Consider the following 15,507-nt stretch of genomic DNA (forward strand, 5'->3'; position numbering starts at 1 on the left):
CCAGCCTGGGGATTATTTGATGCGTTTCTGCGCTTCCTTGAGCAGCTGCTCCAGCACCTTGCCCGGGTTCGCGTATTTGCGGCAGACGATCATCGCGGCGATGATGTACGGCTTCCAGCTGGCCTCTTTGTAGGTCGGGATCCGGTACTTCTCGAAGACTCCTTCGGTGACTTCGCCCGCGTCGCAGGAGACGCCGGTGATATCCGCCGGCAGGCAGTGCATATACAGCGCTTCACCGTCGCGGGTGTGCTTCATCATCTCTTCCGTACAGTGCCAGTCTTTATGGCCGGCGTTCTGCTCAAGGCAGGCTTTCTCCAGCGCCTTCAGACCTTCATGGTCATTTGCGCGCAGCAGCTCGGTGCGTTTTTCCATTACCTTGTACGGCGCCCAGGATTTCGGATAGACGATATCGGCGTCTTTAAAGGCTTCCTCCATGCTGTTCACCTGGCGGAAGCTGCCGCCGGAGGCCTGGGCATTGTTTTTTGCCACTTCGATAACGTCAGGGATCAGGTCGTACCCTTCCGGGTGGGCGAGGGTGACGTCCATACCGAAGCGGGTCATCAGGCCGATAATGCCCTGCGGCACCGAGAGGGGTTTGCCATAGCTCGGCGAGTAGGCCCAGGTCATGGCGATCTTTTTACCTTTCAGATTCTCCAGCGAACCGAAGTGCTCGCGCAGCCAGGCGAGATCGGCCATGGATTGCGTCGGGTGGTCGATATCGCACTGCAGATTGATCAGCGCCGGTCGCTGCGGCAGGACGCCCTGCTTGTGGCCGTCGTCCAGCGCTTCGCCGACTTCGCGCATGTAGGCGTTGCCCGCGCCAAGGAACATGTCATCGCGAATGCCGATGGCGTCGGCGCAGAAGGAGATCATGTTGGCGGTTTCACGGACCGTTTCGCCGTGGGCAATCTGCGATTTCCCCTCATCCAGATCCTGTTGCGCCAGCCCTAACAGATTAAGTGCGGAAGCGTAGGAGAAGCGGGTACGGGTTGAGTTATCGCGGAACACGGAAATACCCAATCCGCTGTTAAACACTTTGGTGGCGATATTTTCAGCGCGTAGCGTTTTTAGCGCGGCGGCGACGTCCAGCACCTGTTTCAGCTCATCCGGCGATTGTTCCCAGGTCAGCAGAAAGTCTTTCTCACTGAGATGAGAGTTAAGTTTATTGATATCCTTAATCAGTTCGTTAACAGTTTTCATGTTTCAATCCTGGTCGTGAATGACGGCTTATTGATTGCTGTGCGGTCGGATATGCAGAGTTGCCGAATTAGCGACTGCCAGCGCTGTATTACCACTAACAATAAGCGTGCCAAATCCTCCGGGAGAGGCGGCGGAGAGGATTGAATAGTTAAGATTATGCCAGGTCTGTCACGAATTCAGGCGAGTTATCCCGGAAAGAGAAAGGTGAAAATTTCCCCCCCGCCGTCCATTTCTGCGGGACAGGCGCGGGTTGCCGCCGTAAATAATGCGATTATCATCTTCACATTGCGCCAATATGATAAAAACCGCGGCAAATTTATCATAATGATAAGAAACTGTGATAGCTCTTGCATATTTAAGATAAGGTGGGGGAATTGGCCCTATCTATATCAACGCGGGTGGCTAAAAGGAGTGGTATCATTCCCCGCAGATAAATAAAGCCGCTTCGCTTGACGCCGAACAGGTGAGCAATAATAGAAGGCCGATAGACATGATACCGTCCAAAGCACCCTCCATTTTAATGCAGATTCAGCCTACAATTCAAAAGTTTGCAAGGATGCTATCCAGCGTGCTGCAGCTGGAGGTCGAGATTGTTGATAACGAATTATACCGGGTCGCCGGAACTGGCGCTTATAGTAAACAGATTGGCTATAAATTAAATTCAAATTCACGGCTTCTGCGTTACATTATTGAAACACAGACCGAGAAGGTCGTTACCCACTCCCGCTTCGACCCCCTGTGTAAAGACTGTAACAATAAGGAGAAATGCGAAGAGAAAGCCTTTCTTGGCACGCCGGTGATGTATCACGACCGCTGCGTCGGCGTTATTAGCCTGGTTGCGCTGACGCGCGAGCAGCAGGAACGTATAAATGCGAATATCCAGGAGTTTTCTGATTATGTTCGTCATGTCTCAACCATATTCGTTTCCCGCTTTTTGCAGGAGCGGGCGGTCGGCGACAATATCCATAAAATATTTTTAACCATGATCGAAAATATGGATCAGGGCGTATTGGTCGTGGGCAACGATCAAAGAGTCAAATTTGCCAACCAGGCCGCTTTGAAAATAATGAGCGTCACTCAGGGACAGGTGATTGGTAAGTCAATCCAGTTTCAGCCGTTGACCTTCGAAGATAATTTCAAGCACGGCCATATGCAGCACATTATCTCCTTTGACGATCGCAAGGAGCTCATTATCGGCCAGCTGCACGCGGTGCAGGATCAGTGGTTATTTTTAATGGCGTTCCATCAGTCGCACTCTTCGGCCGATTTCAGCTGCGGGCAGGAAGGGCCGCAGATTGAGGCGATGGTGGGGGAGTGTCGACCTATGCGGCAGCTTAAAAAGCTGATCAGCCGCGTGGCCCCGAGCCCCTCCAGCGTGATGATTGCCGGTGAAAGCGGGACCGGGAAAGAGGTGGTTGCCCGCGCTATCCACAAGCTCAGCGATCGCCACGCGAAGCCCTTTATCGCGATTAACTGCGCCGCGATACCCGAGCAGCTGTTAGAAAGCGAACTGTTTGGCTACGTGAAGGGGGCGTTTACCGGCGCATCGGCAAACGGTAAGACCGGCCTGATTCAGGCGGCCAATAGCGGGACGCTGTTTCTTGACGAAATTGGCGATATGCCGCTCACTCTGCAGGCCAAGCTGCTGCGGGCCATTGAGTCACGTGAGATTCAGCCGGTGGGCGCCAGCCATCCGGTTCAGGTCGATATTCGTATCATATCCGCGACCAATCAAAACCTGGAACAGTACATCGCGGAAGGGAAGTTCCGCGAAGATCTCTACTATCGTCTGAACGTGATTCCGCTGCGCCTGCCGCCGCTGCGCGAACGTCAGGACGACATTGAACTGCTGATTCACTATTTCCTGCATCTGCATACCGGTCGTCTCAATCTGGTTTATCCCGGCGTCGCGCAGGACGTGATCGATTTCCTTAAGCGCTATCGCTGGCCGGGCAATATTCGCGAACTCAGCAACCTGATGGAGTACCTGGTCAACGTGGTGCCGTCGGGAGAAATCATCGATATGTCGCTGCTGCCGCCGAATCTGTTAAGCAGCGGAGAAGCGGCGAGCCAGGCGACGTCGTCGGCTTCAGCGCCAGCGACCCTCACTCAGGAGGAGAACGTGACGGCGCTGGAGGAGATGGAGCGGCAGATGATCCGCGATGCGCTCTCTCGCTACAGTAATAAAAAGCAGGCGGCGGATGAGCTGGGCATCGGCATCGCCACGCTGTATCGCAAAATAAAGAAATATTCGCTGGCGGCGGGTCAGAACTGACGGGAACGGCGGGCAATAAAAAATCCACGCGAGCGCGTGGATTTTGTGGATGGCATGACGGCGAAGAAACGCTTAGACGTTGAATCGTGATTTGATATTTATTGAATTGATATTTAATGTTTTTATTTTTGATTTTTATTTTCATACTCATGTCTGTACTCACTTTAGTTGATGCTGCTATCTGAGGCTAGTTACCACTGACCCTGGCCCAAATTCAGTGCAGTGCTAAATCAGAGCTAGATGGCCCCTTGATGACGTCGGGCTACAGATGATGTGAAGTCGTGTCGAAACCTTGATATAATGAGTACAGATTACACATTCGATAGCTGAGGAATCGCGATGAGCAATGACAAGAAAACGCAGGTGTATTACGTTAAACCGTCTCGCGCTGACATTGTTCGCTCGGTAGCAACGTCAACCGCCGTTGAGACGGGGCAGTCTTCTGAGAAGATCGAAGCTTCGCTTGAAGCGACGCGCAAAAAGTTCGCCCATCTTCGTCTTGCTGTTTAATCACGTCTTAACGCAGTACCGACCCAATAACACATCGGGCCGTAGTCCATTGACATACCTGCGTGGATAGCCGAAATATATTCGGCTTTGTTTTGCTCCCAGCTTTGATAATCCAGCGGCCTGTGTCCCCCCTGAACTGCCATCACATCAGCTAAAAGTCGTGATAAACGTCCATTGCCTTCCCGGAATGGATGGATGAGTATCAGCTCTACATGGGTTACAGCAATAGCCTCTATGATCTGTTCTTCGCTCATGTTAGTGCATGGTGTATATCGGGCAAGGTATTTAGCGTCGAATTCGTGTATTAGTTTTGGCAACTGTGCAGAGGGCGCGAACATAAAGCCCCCTTTGCTGATATTGACAGTCCTTTCTTGCCCGGCCCACTCATAGATATTTCCCAGCCAGCGGCGATGCCAGCTTTTCAGCAAAGCAACGGTGATCTGCCCTGCTGGAAACTGCTCTTCAAAAATGCAGTGATAGAGCTTCTCTAACAGCACAAGCTCCGCTTCGTCCATCTCACCAGAATCAGCAATCCCCAGCTTATTTGCCAGAACTTGCTCATCGGAGTTTTTCTCATATTGTCCTTCACTGCCAGAGACACGGTATCGGCTCATGGGAACATCCTGCGCTAATGGGTGCTAAGAAATTATAACGCTGGGTGAGGAGAGTACAATGGTCGTATAATCAGATAGTTACAAAAATGTAGACTGAAATATAGTTTTTATAATCTGATGGGAAATTATCGTTAATAATCAGCATTAACAGACCAATACATCATGGTTTACGAAACATCAATAGTGCTGCGCGCGCTTCCTACCCATTCTTCAAGTTTATTTGCCCAGTCCTGCATCATAACCTTTCGCTCATCAAGATAAGTTGCATGGTTGTATGTGCGACGAACATTGTTGGTATCAGCGTGCGCAAGTTGGGCCTCAATAGCATCAGGTCGATAGCCCATCTCGTTTAAACGGGTACTTCCTGTGGTTCGGGTTGCATGTGGGCTATATGTACCACTCCAGCCGAGGCTTTTACGTAGCTGGCGCAGCGAGTGCGATGTCATTGGACCTAACGGATTATCCCTGCCCGGGAAAAGGTGCTGCCGATGCCCGGTTAATCCCTGTAGTGTTCTGAGCATTTTGATAGCTTGGGAGGGTAGGGGAATAACGTGTTCTCTGCGGGCTTTCATTCGCGCTGCCGGAATTGTCCACAGGGCGTTATCAAGATCGAATTCTGTCCATTCTGCTTCGGTGGCTTCTGCAGGACGCGTCAATGTCCACCACATAAGCCACATACAATAGTTAACCTGGTACGAGCCACGACTATTATCAAAACAGTTTAATAACTTTCCGATTTGCTGAGGATTCAGTGCTTGTTTGTGCTGTGTCTTATTGGCCGGAAGGGCCTTGCGCACAGGCCGTACAGGATCGCTATCAGCTCTAAGCGTTGCAACTGCTAACTCAAAAACTGATGAAACGGTGCGGCGAGCTTCAGCGGCAACTGTCGGTGCTCCTCGTTTAGCAGTTTCTTGAAGAATTCTAAGGATGTGGTGTGGAGTGACCTCTCTGATTGGGAGCTTACCTATTGCGGGGAAAACCACACGTTCAAGCATATCCAGTCGGCGCGTTTTGGTAATTTCGGCCCAGTCTTTCATCTGCAACCACTCTTTAGCGATCAGCTTAAAGGTGTTGGAGACGTCGTTGACCTTGCGGATCTTATCTAACTGGCGAGCCTGTGTCGGGCTAACTCCATCTGCGACTTGCTTACGCGCTTGCTGAAATGAAAAATCCACGCAATTGCGTGGATTTTGTGGTTTTTTTCGATGTTCATGAGGTTCAATGAAACCTCATGAGACAACAAATTTTATTTAGACGTTGAACAGGAAGTTCATCACATCGCCATCTTTCACGATGTAGTCTTTACCTTCAGCGCGCATTTTCCCGGCTTCTTTGGCACCCTGTTCGCCTTTATAGGTAATAAAGTCTTCATAGGCGATGGTCTGCGCGCGGATAAAGCCTTTTTCAAAGTCGGTGTGGATTTTACCCGCGGCCTGCGGGGCAGTGGCGCCGACGGGGATAGTCCAGGCGCGCACTTCCTTCACCCCTGCGGTGAAGTAGGTCTGCAGGTTCAGCAGCTCGTAGCCGGCGCGGATAACGCGGTTCAGGCCCGGCTCTTCGAGACCCAGCTCGGCCATAAACTCATCGCGGTCGGCATCGTCCAGCTCGGCGATATCGGACTCAACGGCGGCGCAAACGGCGACCACCACCGAACCTTCGGCGGCGGCGATTTCGCGGACTTTATCGAGATAAGGGTTGTTCTCAAAGCCGTCTTCGTTGACGTTGGCGATATACATGGTCGGCTTCAGGGTCAGGAAGCTCAGATATTTAATCGCCGCTTTGTCTTCGTCGGTCAGATTTTTCAACGAACGCAGCATACCGGCATTCTCAAGGTGCGGCAGGCATTTTTCCAGCGCCGCCAGCTCGGCTTTCGCGTCTTTATCGCCGCCTTTGGCTTTCTTCTGCACGCGATGGATGGCGCGTTCGCAGGTATCCAGGTCGGAGAGCGCCAGTTCGGTATTGATCACTTCAATATCGTCAGCCGGATCCACTTTATTGTTAACGTGGATGATGTTGTCGTTTTCGAAGCAGCGCACCACGTGACCGATAGCTTCGGTTTCGCGGATGTTGGTCAGGAACTGGTTGCCCAGGCCTTCACCTTTCGACGCGCCTTTAACGAGGCCTGCGATATCAACGAATTCCATCGTGGTCGGCAGAATACGCTGTGGTTTGACGATTTCAGCCAGTTTGTCCAGACGCGGATCGGGCATCGGCACGACACCGGTGTTCGGCTCAATGGTACAGAAGGGGAAGTTGGCCGCTTCAATACCCGCTTTAGTGAGCGCATTGAACAGGGTGGATTTGCCGACGTTGGGCAAACCGACGATACCGCATTTGAATCCCATGATTTAAATCACCTTAATCTTTGGATAATCAACCTGTTACAGTGAACAGATTGCAGAAAAGTAAATAGCTTCGCCTATTATACACGGTGCGTGACAAAAATTCCGCACGCCGACCGGTTATTGCGCTTTAAAAGCGTGTAAACGGTTGGTCGCCTTGGTCAGGCCATCCTTCAGCCACACCTCGGTGCAGCGCGCCGCTTCGTCAACGGCCTCATCAATCAGCTTCTGTTCGCTGGCGGGCGGCTTGCCCAGCACAAAACCGACAACTTTATTTTTATCGCCCGGATGGCCGATTCCCACGCGTAAGCGGTGAAAGTTCGGGTTATTGCCCAGCTTGCTGATGATGTCTTTCAGGCCATTATGGCCGCCGTGGCCGCCGCCCAGCTTAAACTTAGCCACGCCTGGCGGTAAGTCGAGCTCATCGTGGGCGACCAGGATTTCGTCCGGGTTGATGCGAAAGAAAGTCGCCATCGCGCCGACGGCTTTGCCGCTCAGGTTCATAAAGGTCGTCGGCACCAGCAGGCGGACATCCTCGCCGGCAAGGTTAATCCGCGAGGTGTAGCCGAAGAATTTGCTCTCTTCGCGCAGCGGCGCGCGGTGGCGTTCAGCCAGTAAATCCACGTACCAGGCGCCGGCGTTATGTCGGGTCGCTGCGTATTCTGCGCCGGGGTTCGCCAGGCCGACAATTAATTTTATGCTCACTTTTTTATCCTGCTTGGATCGTTCTCTGGCGCGTAGTGTACTGTCTGCGCGCGCGGTTGACAAAATTCTGCCAGCGAAACGCACCTGCCACAGATAATCACGGGTTTGAATAATTAGAATTTGATGTTGTTCAGTGGGTTATTTGTAAACTTTTGTTGGCAAGATGTTCGCTTCTGTGATCGTCCACGCAATCGCTATATTGGCCATTGTCTATACTACACCTATAAGATTTGGGGATATTCCCATGCAACCCAAGGTTCCGGAGGTGACATATGAAACGCAGAAACGCTTCGTTACTCGGTAATGTGCTGATGGGGTTGGGGTTGGTCGTCATGGTTGTCGGCGTTGGTTATTCTATTTTAAACCAGCTTCCGCAGCTTGACCTGCCGCAGTTTTTCGCACACGGCGCGATCTTGAGTATCTTTGTCGGCGCGGTACTGTGGCTGGCTGGCGCCCGTATCGGCGGTCATGAACAGGTTAGCGACAGATACTGGTGGGTTCGCCACTACGATAAACGCTGCCGCCGCGATCAGCATCGCCACAGCTGAGTGAATTCCAGACCGCCAGCCGTTGTGAACGGCTGGTGCGTTTTCATGCCGCCCGTTCAGGCTGCCCGCTTGTTGGTGTCTCAAATTCTCCTTTCTCTCTTCGTCTTTCTTCGCCACCGTCTGCCTAATACAATTCCTGTACAGAACGCTTGACCCTGACGTCACGTCAGGCAGCAGAGTGGCGCCACTGGTAAACGAAAGGAGCAGTCATGTTAATTCAGGTGGGTGAACTGGCGAAGCGCGCCGGCATAACCGTCCGCACGCTACATCACTATGAACAAACGGGACTGCTGACGCCTTCGGCCAGAAGCGCGGCGGGTTACCGGCTCTATAATCTGGCGGCCGTTCAGCGACTGCATATGATCAAAGCGCTGGCGCAGGCCGGGCTGGAACTCGCCACTATCAAGGACTATCTCGACCAGGACGCCTTCTCGCTGTCCGACCTGCTGGTCAAGCAGATCGCCACCCTCGACCGGCAGCTGCAAACCCTCTCCACGCTGCGCCAGCGCCTGGCGCTGCTGCGTGAAGAGCTGGACTGCGGAGACGAGCCCGACCTGGAGTCCTGGCTACAAACGCTGGAGCTAATGAAAATGTACGATCGCTGGTTTAGTCAACAGGAATTACAGGTGCTGCCGTTCGCAGAGCAGGATGCGCAGCGTAACCAGATATGGCTGGAGCTGGTGGGTGAAGCGCAGCAGCTTATGGGCGAACGCTGTCCGGCCGATGAGCCTCGGGCGATTGCGCTGGCCACCCGCTGGATGGCGCAGCTGGAGCAGGATACCGCCGGCAGGCCGGAGTTTCTCACTCGCCTGAATGAGATGCACGCCGCCGAACCGCAGATGCGCGAACAAACCGGGGTGACGCCGGAGATGATTGATTTCATTACCCGTGCTTTTGCCGAAAGCAAGCTGGCCATCTGGGCGCGCTATCTGAACGCCGAAGAGTTGGCTTTTACACGGCAGCACTATTTCGATCGCCTGATGGAGTGGCCGGCGCTGGTGGCCGAGCTGCATCGGGCCTGTCGTGAGAAGCGGGAGCCTGCCTCCGCGGAGGGTCAGCAGCTGGCGCAGCGCTGGCTGGCGCTGTTCCAGTCTTACGCGGGAAAGGATCCGCACACGCAGCAGAAGTTTCGTTATGCCATGGAGCGGGAGCCGCATTTAATGAAGGGAACGTGGATGACGCCGGAGGTGCTTGGCTGGCTTCAGCAGGCGATTGGCGTAATGATGCGGCAGGCGCCGGGGCCTGCCGCCGGGTAATTAAATATCCGCCAGCGCGGCGCTGCGGTCCGGGTAGAAGCTCAGGCGGCCCGGAATCGGCTTAACGCCTGCCCGCGCCAGGGTACGCAGCGGCTGAAATTCCAGGTTCGACACGCGTAGCTCACAGCCTTCCGGCAGCTTATTCACTAAGCGCTGGAAGGCATCCAGCCCGCCGGCATCCAGCACCGGCACCGCATCCCACTTCAGCACGACGATACGCTTGCCAGCAATCCGCGTTTCCAGATCGGTAAACAACCCTTCCGCGGCGGCGAAAAACAGCGGACCAATGACGCGCAGCACCAGTACGTCATCGGGAACCTCAACGTTGACCGGCGCGAGGCGGGTCATCCGCGCGATCCGGCGCATAAACAGCAGGGAAGCCAGCACAATACCGACGCTAATAGCGATGACCATATCAAACAGGACGGTCAGCGACATACACATCAGCATGACGATAATGTCGTCTTTTGGCGCATAGCGCAGCAGGTTAACGACCTTGTGCGCTTCGCTCATATTCCATGCCACCATCAGCAGCAGCGCCGCCATCGCGGAAAGCGGCAGCCAGGAGAGCAGAGGGGCAAGCACCAGCAGCGCCATGATCACCAGCAGCGCGTGGATCACGGCGGAAACCGGCGAGGTCGCCCCGGCGCGAACGTTGGCCGCCGAGCGGGCGATAGCGGCGGTGGCGGTAATGCCGCCGAAGAACGGCGCGACGATATTGCCGAGCCCCTGGCCAATCAGCTCGCTGTTGGCCTTGTGTTTGGTGCCGGTCATGCCGTCCAGCACCACGGCGCACAGCAGGGACTCAATCGCCCCGAGCATGGCCATGGAAAACGCCGCCGGCAGCAGCGCCTGCAGCGAGGACCAGCTGAGGGTGAAGTCCGAACCGGGCATATCCCACGGCAGCACCAGCTGCGGCAGCAGCTGCGGAATACCGTTGCCCTGGCTGCCGTCGGCGAGAATATAGTGGAACTGAGAGCCGATGGTGGCGACGTGCCCGCCAAGCAGGTTGACCACGCCCATCACCGCGCAGCCCGCCAGCAGGGCCGGCAGGTGGCCCGGCAGACGAATCCCCAGACGCGGCCAGATAATCAGCGTGCCCAGCGTGACAACGCCGATGGCGGCATCGCCGGGGTTAATGGTCGGCAGCGCCATCGCCAGCGCGCCGACTTTCTGCAGATAATGTTCAGGCACGTGGGCCATCTGCAGACCGAGAAAATCTTTAATTTGCATGGTACCGATGGTGATACCGATCCCGGAGGTGAAGCCGAGGGTGACCGATAGCGGAATATACTCAATCAGGCGGCCAAAGCGCGCCAGGCCGAAAAGAATCAGGAAGATCCCCGACATCAAGGTGGCGACCAGCAGCCCGGCGAGCCCGAACTGCTGCGAGACCGGGTAGAGGATCACCACGAAAGCGGCGGTTGGCCCGGACACGCTGAAGCGCGAGCCGCCGGTTAAAGCAATTACGATCCCCGCCACCGCGGAGGTATAGAGACCGTACTGCGGCGCCACCCCGCTGCCAATTGCCAGCGCCATCGCCAGCGGGATAGCGATAATCCCGACGGTAATTCCGGCAATCACATCACGAGTAAACCGCGAAGCGGTATATTTTTCTTTCCAACAAGCGTCGATGAGGGCGCGGAAAGGCATCACATGTGAGGAAAATAATCTGTTCACAATAATGTTTCATCCATGAGCGCATCATCTGTCAACTAAATGGCAGGTGAAGGAGGCATCGGTCATTTCCACGTCATCCTTCGGGATGCCTCTGTGTTGGCTGCGTTCATTTACCCCGGTCTCGTACTGCCTGTACGCTGCCGGAGATTCATTCACTTGCCGCCTTGACGCATGCCGAATGATTTTGTGGAGAATAAAAGGTTCAGAGACAAAAAAACCCGCCGCAGCGGGTTTTTGAGCCGGGCTCGATTAATGTTCGAACATAGCAGAGATAGATTCTTCGTTGCTGATACGACGAATCGCTTCGGCCAGCATACCAGACAGCGTCAGAGTACGTACCTTTTCCAGCGCTTTGATTTCCGGCGTCAGCGGAATAGTATCGCAGACGACGAATTCGTCAATCACAGAGTTTTTGATGTTCTGGATGGCGTTGCCGGAGAAGATCGGGTGCGTGGCGTAGGCGAATACGCGTTTCGCGCCGCGCTCTTTCAGCGCTTCCGCAGCTTTACACAGGGTACCGCCAGTATCGATCATATCGTCAACCATTACGCAGTCACGGCCGGCGACGTCACCGATGATGTGCATCACCTGAGAAACGTTAGCGCGCGGACGGCGTTTGTCGATGATAGCCATATCGGTATCGTTCAGCAGCTTGGCGATAGCGCGAGCGCGAACCACGCCGCCGATGTCCGGAGAAACCACGATAGGGTTATCCAGGTTCAGCTGCAGCATATCTTCCAGCAGGATCGGGCTGCCGAATACGTTATCCACCGGAACGTCAAAGAAGCCCTGAATTTGTTCTGCGTGCAGGTCAACGGTCAGAACGCGGTCAACGCCGACGCTGGACAGGAAGTCAGCAACCACTTTCGCGGTGATAGGCACACGAGCAGAACGAACACGACGGTCCTGGCGAGCATAACCGAAGTAGGGGATAACAGCGGTGATACGACCTGCCGAAGCACGACGCAGAGCATCAACCATAACAACCAGTTCCATCAGGTTGTCGTTGGTGGGAGCACAAGTGGACTGGATGATGAAAATATCACCACCGCGTACGTTTTCATTGATTTGTACGCTGACTTCGCCGTCGCTAAAACGACCTACAGCGGCGTCGCCAAGAGAAGTGTACAGGCGGTTGGCAATACGTTGTGCTAGTTCCGGGGTGGCGTTACCAGCAAAAAGCTTCATATCAGGCACGAGAAGAACCTCAGGCATGCGTCCAGTGGTGGATGAAATGGGCCAAAAACGGTGCGGGTGGGCACGATTTCATCCAGGCGGTGTATTTAAAGAGCCCGATGCAACGTCTGGAACAGGGTGACGTTGTCACCGTAACTCAGTTTCCCCGGCGTTTTCACCAAATTTGCTATAATGAGCAGAACTTAGCGCAGCGCCTGCTTGAGCGGAGAGATATTAACACCTCGCGCTACGAAGCCATGCAGCCATGCCGGGGCTTTTTCAAGCACCTGACGAGCGGCGGATTCAGTGTCAAATTCAGCAAACACACATGCACCGGTGCCAGTCAGGCGCGACGGCGCATATTCTAACAGCCAGGAAAGCGCTGCATCAACCTCACGAAAACGTTTTCTTGCGATAACCTCGCAATCATTGCCGAATTTACATTTTAATAACGTATTAATTGACCTTGACGGGGTATTGCGCGGGAGTTCCGGATCGCGAAAAATGATCGGCGTGGGAATGCTCACTCCCGGATGGGCCACCAGATACCACTTTTCCTCCGGTTCGGCCGGGGTGAGAATTTCCCCGACGCCTTCGGCAAAGGCCGCATGGCCGCGCACGAACACCGGCACGTCGGCGCCCAGCTGCAGACCCAACGCCGCCAGCTCATCTTCCGAGAGATGGCAGCCCCATAAGTGATTCAGCGCCACCAGTACGGTCGCGGCGTTGGACGAACCGCCGCCGAGGCCGCCGCCCATCGGAAGAACCTTGTCGATGCTGATATCGGCGCCGCTGCCCGCAGGAAGCTTCCCGGCCTGGGCTGCGGCCTGCATTAAAAGCCTGGCCGCGCGAATAATCAGGTTCTCTTCATCCGGCACGCCGTCAACCGGCGTCAGCAGACGCAGCTGGCCATCGTCGCGCGGTTCAATCGTCAGCGTGTCGCCATAATCCAGAAACTGAAACAGCGTCTGCAGGGTGTGGTAACCGTCGGCGCGCAGCCCGGTAATATACAAAAACAGATTCAGCTTTGCGGGAGAAGGCCAGCGGGTCATCATTTCACAATCCAGTTATCCATTTTCAGCTTGATGCGCTGACTGCCGTCGTTAAGCTCCATATTGGCCGGTAGCGAAGGTTTGGTGTCCGAGGTGTAGCCACCGTAGGTGACGTGCCAGGTTTTGCCGTTTTGCGTGTAGTTCAGCTCGCGCAGGCGGTACTGGTCGTCAAGCGAGTAGTCGGTGGCCTCGCCCGGCAGGCCAATAATCCACTGGCGCAGGCTGTTGAGCGGAATCGGCATGCCGGTCAGGCGGCCAATCATCTCTTCGGCATCGGTCGCCGTGTAGGTCTGGCCTTTATTGTCAATCAGCTGCACGCTGCCCGGCTGGGCGGTTAACGACAGCTCGGTGCTGCCGAGGGGGTTAGTCAGCAGCAGGCGGTAGCGGTCCTGGCCGGTTTGCTGCCAGAAGAAGCGGGCATAGACTTTTTGCTCATCAGAAAGATAAGCAAAAGCGCCGCGCGTCTGGAACTGATTAAGATTGCGGACATCTTGCTGGTGCTGACGCCACTGTGGAGAATCCGGGCTTTTACCCGGCCCTTTCGGAGCATTAATCGCACAGGCGGTCAGAACGAGGCTTGCCAGCGGCAACAGGCGGAACAGTCGATTCATAATGATGACAAATCCTTGATGTCTACAGTGAAATGCGGCGAATGGGAGAAACAGGCGGCCGATTTGTGTAGCGGGTTACAATTATAACCATTAATGCTAGCGTTGCCGGACGGTAGCGTCTACGTTCAAGTTGTCTGAAATCAAAAAATTACCGTTAATGGCTATTACAGATTAGCTATTACTCCAAAAGGGGAGCCTCTCTTTTATTGATTACGCGCATCCTGTATGATGCCTGCAGACTAACCTTAGCAACGCTGGTACTACTCCCTCACAATGACGCTTTTAGCTCTTGGCATTAACCACAAAACAGCTCCTGTAGCGCTGCGAGAACGCGTAACGTTTTCGCCGGATACGCTCGATCAGGCGCTGGAGAGCTTGCTGGCCCAGCCAATGGTGCAGGGCGGGGTGGTGCTGTCGACCTGTAACCGCACGGAACTCTATCTCAGCGTCGAAGAGCAGGATAACCTTCAGGAAGTGCTTATCCGCTGGCTGTGCGACTACCACGGTTTAAATGAAGACGACCTGCGCAAAAGCCTCTACTGGCATCAGGACAACGAGGCGGTTAGCCATCTGATGCGCGTCGCCAGCGGCCTGGATTCGCTGGTGCTGGGCGAGCCGCAGATCCTCGGGCAGGTGAAAAAAGCCTTTGCCGACTCCAGCCGTGGTCACCTGAACGTTAGCGAGCTGGAGCGCATGTTCCAGAAGTCGTTCTCGGTGGCCAAACGCGTGCGTACCGAAACCGATATCGGCGCCAGCGCGGTCTCCGTGGCGTTTGCCGCCTGTACCCTGGCGCGACAAATCTTCGAATCACTCTCCAGCGTGACCGTGCTGCTGGTTGGCGCCGGTGAGACTATCGAGCTGGTGGCCCGCCATCTGCGCGAGCATAAGGTGCGCAAGATGGTGATTGCTAACCGCACCCGCGAGCGCGCTCAGGCGCTGGCCGATGAAGTCGGCGCGGAGGTGATCGCCCTGAGCGATATCGACGAACGGCTAAAAGAAGCGGATATCATTATTAGTTCTACCGCCAGCCCGCTGCCGATTATTGGCAAAGGGATGGTGGAGCGCGCGCTGAAGGCGCGCCGCAATCAGCCGATGCTGCTGGTGGATATCGCCGTTCCGCGCGATGTCGAACCGGAGGTTGGCAAGCTGGCGAACGCCTATCTTTACAGCGTGGACGATCTGCAAAACATCATTCAGCACAATCTGGCGCAGCGTAAAGCCGCGGCGGTACAGGCGGAAACCATTGTCGAGCAGGAAGCCAGCGAATTTATGGCCTGGCTGCGCGCTCAGAGCGCCAGCGAGACTATCCGCGAATATCGCTCCCAGGCCGAACAGGTCCGCGAGGAGCTGACGGCAAAAGCGCTGGCTGCGCTCAATCAGGGCGGCGATGCGCAGGAAATCATGCAGGATCTGGCGCGTAAGCTGACTAACCGCCTGATCCACTCGCCAACCAAATCTCTTCAGCAGGCCGCCCGTGACGGGGATGATGAACGCCTGCATATTCTGCGCAACAGCCTCGGGCTGGAATAGCGCACCTT

14 protein-coding genes are annotated in these 15,507 nt (G+C 55.0%); 5 read left to right on the top strand and 9 right to left on the bottom strand.

The annotated features are described in order from the left end of the window. Nucleotides 1-12: 12 nt before the first annotated feature. Complete coding sequence (gene ygeW, locus F8562_RS18235) at nucleotides 13-1,200, bottom strand: knotted carbamoyltransferase YgeW (protein ID WP_014838770.1); 1,188 nt, start codon at nucleotides 1,198-1,200, stop codon at nucleotides 13-15. 490 nt (nucleotides 1,201-1,690) lie between these two features. Between ygeW and F8562_RS18245 the strand changes: the two genes are divergently transcribed. Further along, complete coding sequence (locus F8562_RS18245; protein WP_025108444.1) at nucleotides 1,691-3,475, top strand: sigma-54 interaction domain-containing protein; 1,785 nt, start codon at nucleotides 1,691-1,693, stop codon at nucleotides 3,473-3,475. 339 nt (nucleotides 3,476-3,814) lie between these two features. Beyond that, nucleotides 3,815-3,985, top strand: coding sequence for a hypothetical protein (locus F8562_RS29310; protein WP_004900141.1), 171 nt, complete (start codon nucleotides 3,815-3,817; stop codon nucleotides 3,983-3,985). Here the strand turns inward: F8562_RS29310 and F8562_RS18250 are convergent. The 4 genes from F8562_RS18250 to pth all read right to left on the bottom strand — a co-directional run bounded on the left by F8562_RS18250 (nucleotide 3,982) and on the right by pth (nucleotide 7,646). Then, complete coding sequence (locus F8562_RS18250; RefSeq protein WP_014229759.1) at nucleotides 3,982-4,599, bottom strand: Fic/DOC family protein; 618 nt, start codon at nucleotides 4,597-4,599, stop codon at nucleotides 3,982-3,984. The genes F8562_RS29310 and F8562_RS18250 overlap by 4 nt on opposite strands. A gap of 167 nt (nucleotides 4,600-4,766) precedes the next feature. After that, the gene (locus tag F8562_RS18255) at nucleotides 4,767-5,774 is read right to left on the bottom strand and encodes a tyrosine-type recombinase/integrase (protein WP_014838768.1); all 1,008 of its coding nucleotides are present in this window, start codon (nucleotides 5,772-5,774) and stop codon (nucleotides 4,767-4,769) included. A gap of 75 nt (nucleotides 5,775-5,849) precedes the next feature. Then, a complete protein-coding gene (gene ychF, locus F8562_RS18260; protein WP_004103162.1) occupies nucleotides 5,850-6,944 on the bottom strand; it encodes a redox-regulated ATPase YchF in 1,095 nt (364 codons plus the stop codon). A 117-nt stretch (nucleotides 6,945-7,061) separates the two neighbouring features. Continuing rightward, nucleotides 7,062-7,646, bottom strand: coding sequence for an aminoacyl-tRNA hydrolase (gene pth / locus F8562_RS18265; protein ID WP_004121831.1), 585 nt, complete (start codon nucleotides 7,644-7,646; stop codon nucleotides 7,062-7,064). 272 nt (nucleotides 7,647-7,918) lie between these two features. Between pth and ychH the strand changes: the two genes are divergently transcribed. Together ychH and F8562_RS18275 are read left to right on the top strand one after the other, a co-directional pair. Beyond that, the gene (gene ychH / locus F8562_RS18270; RefSeq protein WP_004103160.1) at nucleotides 7,919-8,194 is read left to right on the top strand and encodes a stress-induced protein YchH; all 276 of its coding nucleotides are present in this window, start codon (nucleotides 7,919-7,921) and stop codon (nucleotides 8,192-8,194) included. A 209-nt stretch (nucleotides 8,195-8,403) separates the two neighbouring features. Further along, nucleotides 8,404-9,450: a MerR family transcriptional regulator gene (locus F8562_RS18275; RefSeq protein WP_014838767.1), complete on the top strand. Its 1,047-nt coding sequence runs from the start codon at nucleotides 8,404-8,406 to the stop codon at nucleotides 9,448-9,450. Here the strand turns inward: F8562_RS18275 and dauA are convergent, their stop codons facing one another. The 4 genes from dauA to lolB form a co-directional block, all read right to left on the bottom strand. Next, nucleotides 9,451-11,130 carry a C4-dicarboxylic acid transporter DauA gene (gene dauA, locus F8562_RS18280; protein ID WP_025108450.1) on the bottom strand — a complete coding sequence of 560 codons (1,680 nt, stop codon included), beginning with the start codon at nucleotides 11,128-11,130 and terminating at the stop codon, nucleotides 9,451-9,453. A gap of 249 nt (nucleotides 11,131-11,379) precedes the next feature. Then, nucleotides 11,380-12,327: a ribose-phosphate diphosphokinase gene (prs, locus tag F8562_RS18285; RefSeq protein WP_004103157.1), complete on the bottom strand. Its 948-nt coding sequence runs from the start codon at nucleotides 12,325-12,327 to the stop codon at nucleotides 11,380-11,382. Nucleotides 12,328-12,509: 182 nt separating this feature from the next. Then, a complete protein-coding gene (ispE, locus tag F8562_RS18290; RefSeq protein ID WP_014838765.1) occupies nucleotides 12,510-13,358 on the bottom strand; it encodes a 4-(cytidine 5'-diphospho)-2-C-methyl-D-erythritol kinase in 849 nt (282 codons plus the stop codon). Beyond that, complete coding sequence (lolB, locus tag F8562_RS18295) at nucleotides 13,358-13,969, bottom strand: lipoprotein insertase outer membrane protein LolB (protein WP_004851888.1); 612 nt, start codon at nucleotides 13,967-13,969, stop codon at nucleotides 13,358-13,360. The genes ispE and lolB overlap by 1 nt, the downstream gene beginning before the upstream one ends. 273 nt (nucleotides 13,970-14,242) lie before the next feature. Here lolB and hemA point away from each other — a divergent pair, with 273 nt between their 5' ends. Continuing rightward, nucleotides 14,243-15,499 (top strand): glutamyl-tRNA reductase, encoded by a 1,257-nt coding sequence (gene hemA, locus F8562_RS18300; RefSeq protein ID WP_004851885.1) that lies wholly within the window; start codon nucleotides 14,243-14,245, stop codon nucleotides 15,497-15,499. The last annotated feature ends 8 nt before the right edge of the window (nucleotides 15,500-15,507 follow it).

The sequence above is a fragment of the Klebsiella sp. RCJ4 genome (assembly GCF_009025755.1).
In the GTDB taxonomy this organism is placed as follows: Bacteria; Pseudomonadota; Gammaproteobacteria; order Enterobacterales; family Enterobacteriaceae; genus Klebsiella; species Klebsiella michiganensis.

What these genes read in the sequence shown, in the direction of transcription:
- F8562_RS18250 (WP_014229759.1), bottom strand. Translation starts at nt 4,599, where the DNA reads ATGAGCCGATACCGTGTCTCTGGCAGTGAAGGACAATATGAGAAAAAC.
- F8562_RS18275 (WP_014838767.1), top strand. Translation starts at nt 8,404, where the DNA reads ATGTTAATTCAGGTGGGTGAACTGGCGAAGCGCGCCGGCATAACCGTC.
- ychH (WP_004103160.1), top strand. Translation starts at nt 7,919, where the DNA reads ATGAAACGCAGAAACGCTTCGTTACTCGGTAATGTGCTGATGGGGTTG.
- ispE (WP_014838765.1), bottom strand. Translation starts at nt 13,358, where the DNA reads ATGACCCGCTGGCCTTCTCCCGCAAAGCTGAATCTGTTTTTGTATATT.
- lolB (WP_004851888.1), bottom strand. Translation starts at nt 13,969, where the DNA reads ATGAATCGACTGTTCCGCCTGTTGCCGCTGGCAAGCCTCGTTCTGACC.
- hemA (WP_004851885.1), top strand. Translation starts at nt 14,243, where the DNA reads ATGACGCTTTTAGCTCTTGGCATTAACCACAAAACAGCTCCTGTAGCG.
- ychF (WP_004103162.1), bottom strand. Translation starts at nt 6,944, where the DNA reads ATGGGATTCAAATGCGGTATCGTCGGTTTGCCCAACGTCGGCAAATCC.
- F8562_RS18245 (WP_025108444.1), top strand. Translation starts at nt 1,691, where the DNA reads ATGATACCGTCCAAAGCACCCTCCATTTTAATGCAGATTCAGCCTACA.
- ygeW (WP_014838770.1), bottom strand. Translation starts at nt 1,200, where the DNA reads ATGAAAACTGTTAACGAACTGATTAAGGATATCAATAAACTTAACTCT.
- F8562_RS29310 (WP_004900141.1), top strand. Translation starts at nt 3,815, where the DNA reads ATGAGCAATGACAAGAAAACGCAGGTGTATTACGTTAAACCGTCTCGC.